General features: G+C 51.5%; 11 protein-coding genes. 2 read left to right on the top strand and 9 right to left on the bottom strand.

Features of this window, described 5'->3' with window-relative positions:
• Positions 1-277 precede the first annotated feature (277 nt).
• The 3 genes from J0X00_RS14010 to J0X00_RS14000 form a co-directional block, all read right to left on the bottom strand.
• Positions 278-2149 carry a diguanylate cyclase gene (locus J0X00_RS14010; RefSeq protein WP_282477028.1) on the bottom strand — a complete coding sequence of 624 codons (1872 nt, stop codon included), beginning with the start codon at positions 2147-2149 and terminating at the stop codon, positions 278-280.
• Positions 2150-2377: 228 nt separating this feature from the next.
• Complete coding sequence (locus tag J0X00_RS14005) at positions 2378-3076, bottom strand: oxidative stress defense protein (protein WP_282477027.1); 699 nt, start codon at positions 3074-3076, stop codon at positions 2378-2380.
• Positions 3077-3350: 274 nt separating this feature from the next.
• The gene (locus tag J0X00_RS14000; protein WP_136483205.1) at positions 3351-4253 is read right to left on the bottom strand and encodes a LysR family transcriptional regulator ArgP; all 903 of its coding nucleotides are present in this window, start codon (positions 4251-4253) and stop codon (positions 3351-3353) included.
• Positions 4254-4424: 171 nt separating this feature from the next.
• Here J0X00_RS14000 and J0X00_RS13995 point away from each other — a divergent pair, with 171 nt between their 5' ends.
• Positions 4425-5048, top strand: a complete 624-nt coding sequence (locus J0X00_RS13995) for a LysE/ArgO family amino acid transporter (protein ID WP_136483204.1) — start codon at positions 4425-4427, stop codon at positions 5046-5048.
• Between the two features lie 135 nt (positions 5049-5183).
• On the opposite strand, the gene mscS is transcribed toward J0X00_RS13995, so the two are convergent.
• From mscS to J0X00_RS13965, 6 genes are all read right to left on the bottom strand, one after another.
• A complete protein-coding gene (gene mscS / locus J0X00_RS13990) occupies positions 5184-6047 on the bottom strand; it encodes a small-conductance mechanosensitive channel MscS (RefSeq protein WP_136483203.1) in 864 nt (287 codons plus the stop codon).
• A 311-nt stretch (positions 6048-6358) separates the two neighbouring features.
• Positions 6359-7435, bottom strand: a complete 1077-nt coding sequence (gene fbaA / locus J0X00_RS13985; RefSeq protein WP_136483202.1) for a class II fructose-bisphosphate aldolase — start codon at positions 7433-7435, stop codon at positions 6359-6361.
• Between the two features lie 151 nt (positions 7436-7586).
• Positions 7587-8750, bottom strand: coding sequence for a phosphoglycerate kinase (locus tag J0X00_RS13980; RefSeq protein WP_136483201.1), 1164 nt, complete (start codon positions 8748-8750; stop codon positions 7587-7589).
• A 254-nt stretch (positions 8751-9004) separates the two neighbouring features.
• Positions 9005-10030: an erythrose-4-phosphate dehydrogenase gene (epd, locus tag J0X00_RS13975; protein ID WP_136483200.1), complete on the bottom strand. Its 1026-nt coding sequence runs from the start codon at positions 10028-10030 to the stop codon at positions 9005-9007.
• Positions 10031-10275: 245 nt separating this feature from the next.
• Positions 10276-11232, bottom strand: coding sequence for a siderophore ABC transporter substrate-binding protein (locus J0X00_RS13970; protein WP_282477026.1), 957 nt, complete (start codon positions 11230-11232; stop codon positions 10276-10278).
• Between the two features lie 89 nt (positions 11233-11321).
• Entirely contained in the window at positions 11322-13415 is a 2094-nt protein-coding gene (locus J0X00_RS13965; RefSeq protein ID WP_282477025.1) for a TonB-dependent receptor, read from the bottom strand.
• A gap of 162 nt (positions 13416-13577) precedes the next feature.
• Between J0X00_RS13965 and J0X00_RS13960 the strand changes: the two genes are divergently transcribed.
• Positions 13578-14474 (top strand): LysR family transcriptional regulator, encoded by an 897-nt coding sequence (locus tag J0X00_RS13960; protein ID WP_136483197.1) that lies wholly within the window; start codon positions 13578-13580, stop codon positions 14472-14474.
• Positions 14475-14476: the final 2 nt, after the last annotated feature.

The following is a 14476-nucleotide window of genomic DNA, read 5'->3' as shown; positions in this document are numbered from 1 at the left end:
GCTCAGTTTTATGCCCAACACCAACAAAAAGCCAATGGTCAGCCTCACCAGAAAGTGGTTAACCATACCTGCCCCGTTTTGCCCGGCGTCCTTATCGTGCTGTCTGTTCATCACGCAGCGGTGACGACATGACCACCCAGTTTCCGGACAGCTATTGACGAAAAGAACAACAGTCTACTTATTGTACAGTTTAGCTCAAGCAAAAAGAGAAATTAGACTTTAGTCTCAGTGTCAGAAAAATGTGACACCCATCAAGATTTATCGGCATTAATAGACTTTATGCGATATCATCACAGCTATAACAGAGGGAAACCCGGTTACGCCCCAGAGTTTTAGACTCATATAAGGCAATATCGGCGCATTTATAGGAACGGGTGCTGTCCTGATTCAAGTCGGTAATTCCGGCACTGATGGTCACGGTTAGACTTTGGTCTAGGTCAACCGCATGGCGCAGACGCTCGACCACCGCCTGCGCTTCATCGATAGCCGTATGCGGCATAATCACAGCAAATTCCTCACCGCCGATCCGGCTGATAAAGTCGGTAGTGCGTAACTGGCTCACCAGAAGGTCGGCGACCTGCGCGATGACCCGGTCACCGGCGTCATGCCCCTGCTCATCATTAATCCGTTTGAAAAAGTCGATATCAATCAGCACCAGACAAGCATCGTGGCTGTCGGGATAACGCGCCACCAGCTGAGTCTGAGCCTGCAACTCCTGCTCAAATTTACGCCGGTTCCACAAATGGGTCAGCGAGTCCTTCTCACTCAATTCACGCAGCTTATTTTCCAGTGCTTTGTGCTCGGAAATATCCACCAGTGAAGTTATGTAATAACTGATGCGTCCGGCTTCGGAGATAGCCTGGATGCGCATGATGGTGGTCAGATGGCGCTGCTCCGGGGTGACAAATTCCACTTCGCCCTGCCACAATTTCTCCTGTTCAATGCGCTCCATTATGCGGACAATAAATGTCATGCCATGTTGATTAAACATCACTTTCAAAGCATTTTTTCCAAGAACCGCGTCACTGGATAAACCCGTAATTGTTTTAAATTGCTGATTGACCTTAATCACTCGGTTCGTGTTGTCAGAGATCATCACCGCCGACATCCCCTCCAGAGCCGCGCGCGCCAGTTTGCTTTCAATGTTACGGCGATGGTAATGCAGCGCCATCGAGAAGGTCGGCAGGATAAACACCAGCAACAGCAGAAACACGAAAATCCCCTGCTTGACCAGATCATCCACATCCCGTTGCAGACGCTGTTCCAATTGCTCAGGCGACAAGGTGATCACCAGATGCAGCTTTTGGTCTGCGGAGAGATCAAAGGTGGTAAAAATCAGCAGATGGCCTTTTTCCTCGGTATAGCCATTTTGCATCTGCTTGATTTCATCCCAGCTGAGCGTAAAACGCTGCGCCAAACTTTCTCCGCGCAGGGAGCCTTGCCCCGGCGCATGCAGGTAATTACGTCCTGAGGCGGCCAAATAGATCCCCTGTTCAGAAACCAGATGCGGCCGCAGTTCGTTATTTAGCACATAATTGAGCCGGTTGGCCAGATTCCACGGATCGACACTGACCATGATGTAGCCATAGCGCTTATCCAGTACCGATACCGGTGTAATGACCCGAATAGACGGTAAGGTTAAGTCAACATCCGGCCCCAGCGCGTGCTGTGAACTCCAGATACCAATATCATCGGCGGCGAGGGTTTGAGCGTAGCGAAAGAATCCGCTCTGTGAGTGATCGTGGCGGTCTTCCATACTTTGCGCAGAATGGGTATGCGGATAATAATCGACCCGCAGTTTTTCGATGCCTTGATTGTCAACGAAACGGATATGATCGTACCACTTCTGACTCTTGAGCACAGACACGAACATACTTTTCAATTGGTTCTTATTGTGTTTGCTCGGGTCAAGCGCAAAATCGGCCGTCAACTGGCCGTCGCCGAGCAGGTCAACCACAGAGAACAGCTGCTCCTGACTGTTGGCAAATTCACGCTCACTGTAGGTCAGCTGATTCAGGCCGCTCTGAGCGATCTCAATAATGGATGCTTGCTTGATTGCCTGGTAGCGCTGGGAGTAGTAAGCGGCCGTTGCGGTCAAAATCAGGGTGCTGACAATCGCAAGAAAGATCACTACTCTTGAAAATCTCATCACTCTGCGCCACTAATCCGCCAAAAATTAAGTCGGGCATTATAGCACCATCGCACGCAGACAGAATATAAAACAGCCGATTCATCATTTAACTCCATGCTTTCTGCATTCGGCAGCAAAATAACGTGGTGTTGCAATGAATTATCGGCTGTCGTTGGTGAATCATCCTTAAAACTAAAAGTTAATCAGTTATCCGCTTGTTATTTGAATTGGCTGCGCTCGGCACAGCTACTCCTCCAGACGATAGATAACCTGTACCCGATCGCGGATAGTCAGCACTGAGTCCTGATAGGTATCACTGATGGCGCGCTTTTCGCTCATGTTCATGCTGCGCATCAGTACCGGTTGCTGATTGGCATCGTTATATTCCACCTGCCAGATAGCACCGAGATGACGCTCAAAACCTTTTGCCACTGATTGTGCCTTAAGTTTGGCATCCTCAATCGCGGCCATACGTGCCTGCATCTGATATTTAGCCGGATCACTGACTTTGAGCTGAATGTTATCCACCTGGTTGATACCCGCAGCCAGAGCAATATCGAGATACTGATTCAGATTGGCGATCTCGCCGACTTCAACCGTCACATTACGCGACGCACGGTAGCCGACCAGTTCCGGCTGGCCCGATTGCGGATAATGATACTGCGGCGCAACAAACAGGTTGGAGCTGGCAATCTGCTTGCGCTCCACGCCAGATTCGGCCAGGCGGTCGGTAAACTGCGCCACTACCTTGTCCACAGCAGCTTTGGCCTGCTCGGCATTCATCGTGGTTTCCACCACCCGCACCGAGAACTGCGCCATGTCAGGCTGAGCCTCGACTTCACCATACCCTGTGGTCACCAGATGAGGAAAATCCGCAGTTTGTGCAAGCACACTCAGTGATGTCACACTGCAAAACACTAACGCTAGCTGGGCGATCCATTTCATTTATTCACCTTTTCTCGTCAAAGCCGGGGCCTGACCATACAGGGCCCGGGCAGATAAACCAGAGCAATAGCGCATCAACCCGTGCTGACTGCTCCCCTGTCTCTTGTGTTGTCTCGCCTGCACAGTTTAGCTTAGCCCGCAGGCACCCCCAACTGTGCACACCACCAACACGCAGACTTTGAGCTTATAATAGGTGAAAGGTTGCACACTCTCCGTCAATCCCAGGTAAACTGACATAACTTTGACCTGATAACCCTTACGACCCTGACTGTGACTATATTGATTGCGGCAAAACACGCTGCGCCACGCGGATAATGTCGCGCGACAGACGCTTCAGAATGCCGCTCTCCAGCTGCCAGTGATGCCAGTACAGCTTTTGATCGATGCGCATGCCCGGCAAGATCTCCACCAACAGTCCCTGCTCCAGCTCAGCGCGAATCTGAATTTCCGGGATCATGGCAAACCCGATCCCGGCCAGCGCGCCTTTCACACACGCCTCAGAACTGCCGACACTGTGCTTAACCGGACTTTGCATCTCATAGCCCAGCGACTTACGCACAAAGCGCTCGTTGACATAATCATTGGGATCAAACGCGATTGAGGGGGCGCTTTCCAGTGCCGCGCCGCTCACGCCAGCCGGGAAATAGCGCTGATAAAATCCCGGCGCACAGACGCACAGATAAGGCATATCGCCAAGCAGCACCGCTTCACAGCCGGGGATCGATTTAGCCGACTGACTGATGGCAGCGACCACCTCGCCGTTTTTGAGTTTTTCTATCGTGCGGTGCTCGTCATCGACCAGCAGGTTAAGCTGGATATTGCTCTGCTCAACCAACGGTGCCAGCGCCGGGATCAGCCAGGTCGCCAGACTGTCTGCATTGGTAGCAATGGAGACTGAGACGGTTTTGTCGCTGTCATCACCACTCAGATCCGGCAGAATTTCCTGTTCCAGAATGCATACCTGACGATATAAGCCGAGCAACTTCTGTCCGGCCGGTGTGACGCGCGGTGGTTGCTCGCGCACCAGCACCGGCTGCGCCAGCCACTTTTCCAGCTGCTTAATCCGTTGTGATACCGCCGACTGCGAGATACACAGTACGTCGGCGGCTTTTTCAAAACTGCGCTGAGCGATGATCTCATCCAGGGCTTCTATCCAGCGATAATCCAATCCGCGCATGACCCGACCTCATTAGCCTAACTTATTAGCAATTAATATTATTAGATTTATTTATTTTCACCCATCCTTTATTTTAACGCCAGATTTAATACTTACTCAGTTTTAAAACATAACTATTGTTTTCTGAATATAACTATTGTTTCCGAACAACTATTGGCTTTAGGTTTCACTATGAACTTATGGATTTTACTGCAGGGCTTTGGTTTCGGCGCGACCATGATTATTCCGATCGGGGCTCAGAATGCGTTTGTGCTTAATCAGGGCATTAAGCGCAACCATCATCTCACCACCGCCACCCTGTGCAGCTTTTTAGACATCTTTTTTATCTCACTGGGGATCTTTGGCGGCGGCGCAATTCTGACTCAAAATGAATGGTTGCTGGCGCTGGTGACCCTGGGCGGCATTCTGTTTCTGATTTTCTATGGTATCCAGTCGCTGAAAAGCGCCTTTGACCAGCAGCAGGCAAGCAGCGATAAGCAGGCGATGCTGCGCGGTCGCCGGGCGGTGATTCTTGGCACCCTGGCCGTGACCGTGCTCAACCCGCACCTGTATCTGGATACGATTGTGATTCTGGGCTCGATTGGCGGCCAGTTTGAAGGCAGCGACCGGCTTTCCTTTGCCATCGGTACCATACTGGCCTCGTTCGTGTGGTTCTATTCACTCTCCATCGGCGCGGCAAAACTGGCCCCGACGCTGTCCAAACCTAAGGTGAAAAAGATCATCGATCTGGTGGTGGCCGCAGTGATGTTTCTCATCGCCTTTACGCTCGGCCATAACCTGCAGTGGCCGGTTTAATCCGGCGCTGCAGCATAGAAGAAATGCCAAGCATAGAAAAAGTGCCAAGCACATAACGTAAAAACGGAGGCTGAAGCCTCCGTTTTTTCTTAGTGAACCAAGTTGGTCCTAATAAATAACGAGCTGAATGAATAATTAGTCCAGCTTGTTGAGATGCACATCCATTTGCGGGAATGGGATCTCGATACCGTTTTCATCCAGCGCTTCTTTAATTGCCTGAGTCAGATCCCAGTAGACCGGCCAGTAATCGGCACTGTTCACCCAAGGGCGCACAATCAGGTTGACCGATGAATCTGCCAGCGTATGCACGGCAATATTGACCGCCGGATCTTTCAGTACGCGCGGGTCACTTTCCACCACTTTACGCAGCACTTCTTTGGTCTTTTTCAGATCCGCTTTGTACGATACGCCAATCAGCATATCCACCCGGCGGGTGTCGTAGCGTGAGTAGTTGACAATCGAGTCGCCAATCACAGATGAGTTCGGCAGTACGATCATCTTGTTATCCGGCGTTTTCAGAATGGTCTGGAAAATATGGATAGAATCCACTGAACCGGCCACGCCTGCCACTTCGACGTAGTCACCGGATTTGAACGGACGGAATGCCACGATCAGTACACCAGCGGCGAAGTTAGACAGCGAGCCTTGCAGAGCCAGGCCAATTGCCAGACCGGCCGCACCGATAACCGCGACCACAGATGCCGTCTGCACGCCGATGCGGCCCAGCGCCGCAATCAATACGATGACAAACAGCAGGTAACGCACCAGACCGTAGATGAACTGCACCACGGCTTTGTCCATCTGTTTCTTCTGCAGTACTTTGGACACGCTGCCGGCAATCACCTTGACGATGATATTACCGATAAACAAGATCAGCAGCGCAGAGATAATATTCACGCCGTATTGGATCAACAGATCCGAGTTATTGGTCAGCCAGGTATTGACCTGACCCAGACTATCGACAATTGGTATGTCTACACTGCTCGATTCACCAGCCATAGTGTTTATCCTCTAGAGTAATCATTATGTATTTCTATATAAACCACTGACTATCATACACATAATATGCGCCGTGCTGACATCAGATTTTGGTTAATTATTCGTTTGGCACAGCTTATCTGCGACAATTTGCATTAAATTGACACAGCAAGTTTAAAAGCTTACAAAGCAAAAGGTTATGAGGTGAGCATCGTGCCTGTTACAGCGTATGCAATAAATACCGGCGTTGCCAACTCAGGCACTGATTTGTTTGCGGCAGATACAAAAAAACCCGCTCGATGAGCGGGTTTGCGAATCACATCAATGCCAGATTACAGTACGTCAACTGAGTTCAGGTCAGAGAATGCTTGCTCCAGGCGAGTTACCATTGAAGCTTGACCAGCACGCAGCCATACGCGTGGATCGTAGTATTTCTTGTTTGGTGCATCTTCACCAGTCGGGTTACCGATTTGACCTTGCAGGTAATCGTGGTTAGCCGCTTCGTATTCACGGATACCATCCCAACATGCCCACTGAGTATCAGTATCGATGTTCATTTTGATAACACCGTAGCCGATAGATTCGCGGATTTCTTCCAGAGAAGAACCTGAACCACCGTGGAATACGAAGTTCAGTGAGTTTTCTGGCAGGTTGAATTTCTCAGAAACGTATTTTTGAGAATCACGCAGGATAGTTGGAGTCAGTACTACGTTACCTGGTTTGTAAACGCCGTGTACGTTACCGAAAGAGGCTGCGATAGTGAAACGGTGGCTGATTGCGCTCAGTTTTTCGTAAGCGTATGCCACGTCCTCCGGAGAAGTGTACAGCTCAGATGCGTCCATGTCAGAGTTATCAACGCCGTCTTCTTCACCACCGGTACAACCCAGTTCGATTTCCAGAGTCATGTTCATTTTCGCCATGCGCTCAAGGTATTTCGCTGAGATCTCGATGTTTTCTTCCAGAGACTCTTCAGACAGGTCGATCATGTGAGAAGAGAACAGTGGCTTACCGGTTTCTGCGAAGTGTTTTTCACCCGCGTCCAGCAGACCGTCGATCCATGGCAGCAGTTTTTTCGCTGCGTGGTCAGTGTGCAGGATGACAGGCACGCCGTAAGATTCTGCAACAGTGTGAACGTGTTTTGCACCCGCGATCGCACCCAGGATTTGAGTTTGCTGACCTTCAAGTTTCAGACCTTTACCAGCAAAGAAACCCGCGCCGCCGTTAGAGAACTGCACGATAACCGGAGATTTAACTTTCGCTGCTGCTTCCAGTACTGCGTTTACAGAATCAGAACCGATACAGTTTACTGCTGGCAGAGCAAATTGGTTTGCTTTAGCAATTTCAAATACTTTCTGAACGTCGTCGCCAGAGATCACACCTGGTTTAACGAAATCGAAGATCTTAGACATGGATATAATCCTATTTTTGTCGTTTTAATTAAAAACGGTAAGTTTACATTCTTGTAAAAGCTTGCTTACAACTGGCGCTATTCTAGCAGAAGAAACCGGCCGGTGCAGCAAACAAGAAAGCGGGAAATCACTCCCGCTTTCTATCAATCAGTTACGCTTTAGCGCGTGCTTCCAGCATTTCAACTGCAGGCAGAACTTTACCTTCTACAAACTCAAGGAAAGCGCCGCCGCCGGTTGAGATGTATGAAACGTCTGCTTTGATGCCGAACTTGTCGATCGCAGCCAGTGTGTCACCACCACCGGCAACAGAGAAACCTTCAGACGCTGCAATCGCTTCTGAAATGCCACGGGTACCGGCTTCGAAGTTCTTGAACTCGAATACGCCTACCGGGCCGTTCCACAGGATAGTTTTCGCGTTTTTCAGGATTTCAGCCAGTTGCGCCGTTGAATCCGGGCCCAGGTCGAAGATCATGTCGTCATCCTGAACGTCAGCCACGTTTTTGATTTCCGCTTCTGCGTTTTCGTCGAAGGCTTTGGCACACGCCACGTCAGTCGCAACCGGAATGGCACACTCGTCCATCAGTTTCTTAGCCGTGTCAACCAGGTCAGCTTCGTACAGAGACTTACCTACGTTGTGGCCTGCTGCTGCGATGAAGGTGTTGGCGATACCACCGCCAACAACCAGTTGGTCAGCGATTTTCGACAGTGATTCAAGTACCGTCAGTTTGGTCGATACTTTAGAGCCGCCAACGATAGCAACCATTGGGCGAGCCGGGTTGTCCATGGCTTTACCCAGTGCATCCAGTTCGTTCGCCAGCAGAGGACCTGCACATGCGATCGGTGCAAACATACCCACGCCGTGAGTTGAAGCTTGTGCACGGTGCGCGGTACCGAACGCGTCCATTACGAATACGTCACACAGTGCTGCGTATTTCTTAGACAGCTCTTCTTCGTTTTTCTTTTCGCCTTTGTTGAAACGAACGTTTTCCAGAACAACCAGTTCACCAGCGTTCAGTTCCAGACCTTCCAGGTACTCTTTCGCCAGTTTCACTTCGCAGTCCAGCGCGTCGTTCAGGTAGTTCACAACAGGCTGTAGAGAGAACTCTTCTGCGTATTCGCCTTCAGTAGGACGACCCAGGTGAGATGTCACCATTACTTTCGCGCCAGCTTCCAGGCAGTGCTTGATCGTTGGTAGTGATGCCAGGATACGTGCATCAGAAGTCACTTTGCCATCTTTTACTGGTACGTTCAGGTCAGCACGGATAAATACGCGTTTACCTGCCAGATCCAGGTCAGTCATCTTGATTACAGACATGGTTTGTCCTCTCAAATATTCAAAGAAAATAAAGTTTTCGTCAGTTCGGCGATCCTGCCGAACCTGTCAATTCTTAAACTGCTTAGTCAATTTTTAAACTAAGTTAGTCAATTTTCAAACTACTTAGTCAATGTTCAAATTACTTAGGATATGGGGATCATGATATTTATTTCAATGCTAAAAATAAATATTTTTCCCCAATCAGGGGCAGCGTTCTCCCCATTCGGGGGCAACCGCCTCACCAGGCTAAAGCGCTATTGCGCGGCCTGCATCGCTAACGCAGTATCGAGCATACGGTTAGCAAATCCCCATTCGTTGTCGCACCAGACCAGCATTTTGACCAGTTGCCCGTTACTTACCCGTGTCTGGGTTCCGTCCACAATCGCACTGTGCGGATCATGGTTAAAATCGATGGAAACGAGCGGCGCTTCAGTATAGTCAACAATGTTGCTTAATGTACACTGAGACGCCTGTACTATGGTTTGATTTACGTCATTAACTTTCACATTTGTGTTCAAGGTAACGCTTAAATCCATCGCGGTCACATTTACGGTCGGCACGCGCACCGAAATGGCTTCAAATTTGTTGGAAAATTTCGGAAATATCCGTTCGATCCCTTTGTGCAGTTTGGTATCGACCGGAATGATCGACTGGCTGGCCGCACGGGTACGGCGCAGGTCACTGTGATAAGCATCGATGACCTGCTGATCATTCATTGATGAGTGAATGGTGGTGATGGTGCCGGAGTCAATGCCGAACGCATCGTCGAGGACCTTGATGATTGGTACGATGCAGTTGGTGGTACAGGAACCGTTGGAAACGATGTGCTGATCAGCGCTCAGGGTGTCGTGGTTCACACCATAGATGATGGTGTTATCGATGTCCGCTGCACCAGGATGGGAAAACAGCACCTTGCCGGCGCCGGCCTCAATATGTTGCAGTCCATCGGCACGCGATCCGTACACGCCGGTACAATCGAGCACGATGTCGACATCAAGATCGCGCCACGGCAGCAGCGGTATTTCAGCCAGATGCAGAATACGCACCCGGTCAAAGTCGCCGTTGTCATGATGAATATACATGTGTTCCTGATCGTGGCTGATTTTTTTACCAAACCGGCCATGACTGGTGTCATATTGCAACAGGTGCGCCATGGCTTCGGGCTTGGCAAGCTCATTCACCGCCACCACTTTAATGTGTTGGTTTTTGCCACTTTCGTACACAGCCCGCAGCACGTTACGGCCAATGCGTCCGAATCCGTTGATCGCCACTTTTAACATCGGTTCACTATCCCTTATTCCTTGTGCTGTGATGGTAGCGAGAAACGTCCGTTGATTCACCAAAAATCCGCCGCCAGCGGCTATCTTTTCTGCTTGTTTTGGAGTGAAACCGCTCCCAGCCGGGCTGGTTTACTGTACACCCAGTGATTAATTAAGCCGCTCTATGCCTAATTTCGGCGCATAAAGAAGCCCGGCACCATGGCCGGGCTTGAAACAGGACAGTGTTCAATCTTAATCAGGCAGGCTTACTGCTCAAAACGACTGCTCAGATCGTTGAGGGTTTTGACTACACTCTGATAGCCGCCCAGGGCCAGGTACCACTCTTTCGGGTTGAGGTAGTAAACCTGCTCTTTTTGCCATGCCGTCGTCGCGGTGATCTTGTCCATTGCTGACAGAGTTTCCACCGCTTTACCTTGACCACCGGTCGCCGCGCCGCGATCCAGCACAAACAGCCAGCTAGGGTTTTCAGCCAGGGCCGCATCCAGACGCTGCTGACGCTCAGCCTGTTGCTGCTTGGCTTCTTCTGAGCCTGGTTTGGCACGTGGTTTCGGCTCTGCCGCTTCCACGGCCGGTACCACAGATTTGAGGCCGGTCAGGTCATACAGCATACCAAAACGCTCACCCGGCGCATGCAACATCACATGGCCGTTAATGGTAAACAGCACCAGTGCCGGGCCTTGTTTGGCCGCTTGCGCATGCAGGCTGTGCAGTTTGTTATTGAATTCGACACTCAGTTGCTGCGCTTTTTCCTGCTGGTTGAACAGGGTGCCGAGCAGTGCCAGATTATGCTGCATGCCTTGCACGAAGTGGCCAGCATCAATGCTCAGATCCAGTGTCGGCGCCAGTTTGCTCAGCTCCTCGTAAGCACGTGACGAACGGCCGGCAACGATGATTAAGTCCGGCTGCAGCTGTTTCAGCGCATCGTAATCGGGCTTGAACAGATCGCCAATTTTAGTGACGTCGTCTCCTGAGTAGTGGCTGAGGTATTGCGGCATAAAAGTGTCCGGCACGCCCGCGGCGCTGACACCCAGGGCATTCATGGTATCCAGGGTTGCCAGGTCAAACACAGCCACACGCTGCGGTGCCTGCTCAACGGTCGTCGTGCCCTGCTTGTGCTGCACGGTCAGCGGAAACGCCAGCGCAGGCTGGATAAAACTCAATACGCTGGCGACAACCGCCAGGCCAACTGCCAATATTTTCATTGCTGTTCTCTTATATAGTCAGGTTTGCTCACGATAAAGCGGAAGGCCGGTATTTTATTCTCCGGGCCTCCCGCCTTTACTCTGTCAACTTAGAAGCGCATGGTCAGCGCCAGGTTGTACTTACGACCATCGAGGATGTAACGGTAGTTCTCGTCTTTCTCCGGGTTGATCTCTTTGTTAAACGCGTTGTACACGCCTGCTTTCAGGCTGATGTCTTGTTTGATTTTGTACACCAGACCGAGGTCAAACAGGGTATAGCCCGGGATCTTGAGGCCGTTGCTTGAGCTGCCGCTGGTGCCGGTCTGCCAGCGACCGGTGGTTTTGCTGCGGTAGTTACCCTGGGTCCAGAGCAGCAGTTTCTCCGTTGCCTGCCATTCCACTGACGCGTTGTACATGTGTTTCGCCACATCATTGAGCGGCTCACCTTTGTACTCACCGCTCTTCTGCTCGGTTTTGGTAAAGGTGTACGACTGGCGCAGCAGCACATCTTCGTTGATCTGGTAATCCATGGTCGCTTCAATACCGGACATTTCCGCTTTAGCGATGTTTTCGTAGGCGGTATAACCGTATTGGTGCGCCGGATAGACAGTGCCGCCGTAGTTACACTCGACGTTGGCTTCACAGATACGGCCGGTGCGGTTGATCTTGTCTTCAAACTCGGTCAGATACGCGGTCAGCGTGGCGGAGATACCCGAATCATAGCTGTCGTCAAAGCCAAGGCCGATTTCATAGTTGATACTGGTTTCCGGTTTTAGATCCGGGTTACCGATGATCACACCACCGCGCGAGGTGGAACCAAAATCGGTTGCGCTCTGGCGCAGGCTCGGCGCTTTGTAGCCGGAAGTCACCCCGCCTTTGACCACCCAGGCATCGGTCAGGCCGTAGACGGTGTACACTTTCGGGCTGAAGTGGTTACCAAACGCTTCGTTGTCATCAAAACGGCCGCTCAGCACAATTGACCAGTCATCCATCGGCAGCCATTCATTTTCGGCAAAAATCGAGTACTGGTAACGTTCCATGGTGTTGATGGCATCGGCGTCGGCGACCACAGGCTCAGACAAGCCATTGGTCGCACCATCTTCCAGTTTTTCGTTTTTGTAGGTCGCGCCGACCGTCAGGGTATTGGCGTCCCAGAACCAGTTGGCTTGTGAGTTCAGGGTCAGCACATCGAAGTCGATACCGTTACCGGTATTTTCGTTCACCCGCGACGGGTTCTCGGAGTGGTCGTAGTTGACGTAAGATTTAACGCGCATGCGATCATAGTGACCTTCATGCTCAAGGAAATAGGTGTCACGGATGGATTTGCTGTAGCTCTGCTCCGCATCACTGATGCTGCCGTCGCGGTTGGTGACGGTTTTCGCAATACTCACGCCCGGGTTATGGGTGCGCTCCTGCTCGGCACGGCTGTAGCCGAATGTCAGGTTGTTTTGCTCATTCACGCTCCAGTTGAGCTTAGTGCTGAAGTTGCGGCGTTTGTATTCCGGATCGGACGCTTCACTGTCATCGCTGCCGATAAAGTGGCTTTCGTCCTGATTGAGGTAAGAACCGGTGAACTGCAGTGAGAGCGTATCATCGATCAACGGCGCATTGAGCGCCACGCTGGTCTGGGTGGAATCTTCATTCACTTTGTTCGAGCTGTCGGCCAGGTTGTATTCCGTGGTGATGCTGCCGCTCCACTCATTGCCGACTTTCTTGGTGATCACGTTAATCACGCCGCCCATCGCATCCGAGCCGTACAAGGATGACGCCGGACCACGGATGACTTCGATACGCTCGATTTGCGAAACAGGAGGCAAAAAGTTAATCGGCGTACCAGCCTGGGTGCCATTAAGGCCAAAGGCATCGTTGCCTTGTACCGGACGGCCGTCAATCAGGAACAAGGTGTAATCAGATGACATACCGCGAATCATGATCGACTGCTCTACACCACCACCGGAGACTTGCACCCCGGAAATATTTTTTAACACATCAGTGATGTCGGTGTAGGACTTTTTTTCGATATCTTCAGCGGTGATCACCGAGATGGTTGCCGGGGCACGGGTAATATTCTGCTCAAAGCCCGAGGCGGTGACCACCACAGTTTCGTGAGCCTGATCTTGCGCCTCATTGGCCAGAGCCGGGAATTGACAAACCAGGCCGAGGGATACTGCTAATGAGACTCTAGATGGCGTCCATGTGTACATCTGACACTCCTTTCTGCTTTAAATGAAAATAATTATCAAAATCAAGATGAGAATTATTCACAAAAAGGAGTGCATGAATAGGGCAAGATGTGGAATACTTAGGCCCAGTTATGGAACAAAGCCTAATTTTTGTTGTCACCTCGGCCCGAAGAGGAAAGAAAAATGCAGGATCTCAGTGCAGTGCGCGCCTTCCATGCGCTCTGCCAACACAAAAGCCTGACCGGAGCGGCCAAAGCCCTCAACCAGCCTAAATCCACGCTCAGCCGCCGTCTGACTCAGTTAGAAGAAGACTTAGGCCAGGCTCTGGTCACACGCCAGGGCAACCGCCTGGCGCTGACCAAAGCCGGCGAAGTATTTGCCACCTACTCTGAGCAGTTGCTTGATCTGGCCAATAAAAGTCAGGAAGCCCTGCACGAGCTCAACCATGAGGTCAGCGGTGAAATGACCCTGGTCGTTCATCCTAACCTGACCCGCGGCTGGATGAGCCGGGTACTGGATGAATTTATGCTGCAACATCCGCAGTTGCGTGTGCGTCTCTACAGTCAGTTTCAGCATGGTGAACAGGCGCTGGAACCGGATTTGATTATCTGGATCGGCGATATCGGTCCGGCTGGCTACCGGCGCGAACTGCTCGGAGAGTGGCGCTGCGCCGTCTATGCCTCCCCAGCTTATCTTGAGCAGCATCGCCAGCCCGGCCATCCGCGCGATCTGACGCAGCACGCCTGGATTGACCTGGTCGCGCTGCGCCACGAAGCGCTGACGCTGACCCACCCGCAACTGGGCGATTATGTGCTGCCGGCCAAAGAGAGCCGCCTGCAGTGCGACAGTCTCTACATGCAGATCGACACCATTGCCAAAGGGCGCGGTATCGGCCTGCTGCCCAACTGGGTGGCACAAAGCTATGAAAAGCATCATCCGGGCAGTATCGCGGTCTGTCTGCCGCAGTGGTCAGCCGCCCCTTCCAATATCAACTGCTACTACCCGACCGGACGCCATCCGTTGCGGCTGCGCCTGTTTATTGATGCGCTGCGCGCCGCCTGCCCCGATGAGTGGAAATAAGC

The organism is Vibrio sp. ABG19 (assembly GCF_029962385.1).
Classification (GTDB): domain Bacteria; phylum Pseudomonadota; class Gammaproteobacteria; order Enterobacterales; family Vibrionaceae; genus Vibrio; species Vibrio ostreae.
This window is presented reverse-complemented; position numbering and strand designations above follow the sequence as displayed.

Excerpts from the sequence above, each read along its gene's own strand:
- J0X00_RS13995 (WP_136483204.1), top strand. The coding sequence starts at position 4,425 with ATGAACTTATGGATTTTACTGCAGGGCTTTGGTTTCGGCGCGACCATG.
- J0X00_RS13960 (WP_136483197.1), top strand. The coding sequence starts at position 13,578 with ATGCAGGATCTCAGTGCAGTGCGCGCCTTCCATGCGCTCTGCCAACAC.
- J0X00_RS14005 (WP_282477027.1), bottom strand. The coding sequence starts at position 3,076 with ATGAAATGGATCGCCCAGCTAGCGTTAGTGTTTTGCAGTGTGACATCA.
- J0X00_RS13980 (WP_136483201.1), bottom strand. The coding sequence starts at position 8,750 with ATGTCTGTAATCAAGATGACTGACCTGGATCTGGCAGGTAAACGCGTA.
- J0X00_RS13965 (WP_282477025.1), bottom strand. The coding sequence starts at position 13,415 with ATGTACACATGGACGCCATCTAGAGTCTCATTAGCAGTATCCCTCGGC.
- J0X00_RS14000 (WP_136483205.1), bottom strand. The coding sequence starts at position 4,253 with ATGCGCGGATTGGATTATCGCTGGATAGAAGCCCTGGATGAGATCATC.
- mscS (WP_136483203.1), bottom strand. The coding sequence starts at position 6,047 with ATGGCTGGTGAATCGAGCAGTGTAGACATACCAATTGTCGATAGTCTG.
- fbaA (WP_136483202.1), bottom strand. The coding sequence starts at position 7,435 with ATGTCTAAGATCTTCGATTTCGTTAAACCAGGTGTGATCTCTGGCGAC.
- J0X00_RS13970 (WP_282477026.1), bottom strand. The coding sequence starts at position 11,232 with ATGAAAATATTGGCAGTTGGCCTGGCGGTTGTCGCCAGCGTATTGAGT.
- J0X00_RS14010 (WP_282477028.1), bottom strand. The coding sequence starts at position 2,149 with ATGAGATTTTCAAGAGTAGTGATCTTTCTTGCGATTGTCAGCACCCTG.
- epd (WP_136483200.1), bottom strand. The coding sequence starts at position 10,030 with ATGTTAAAAGTGGCGATCAACGGATTCGGACGCATTGGCCGTAACGTG.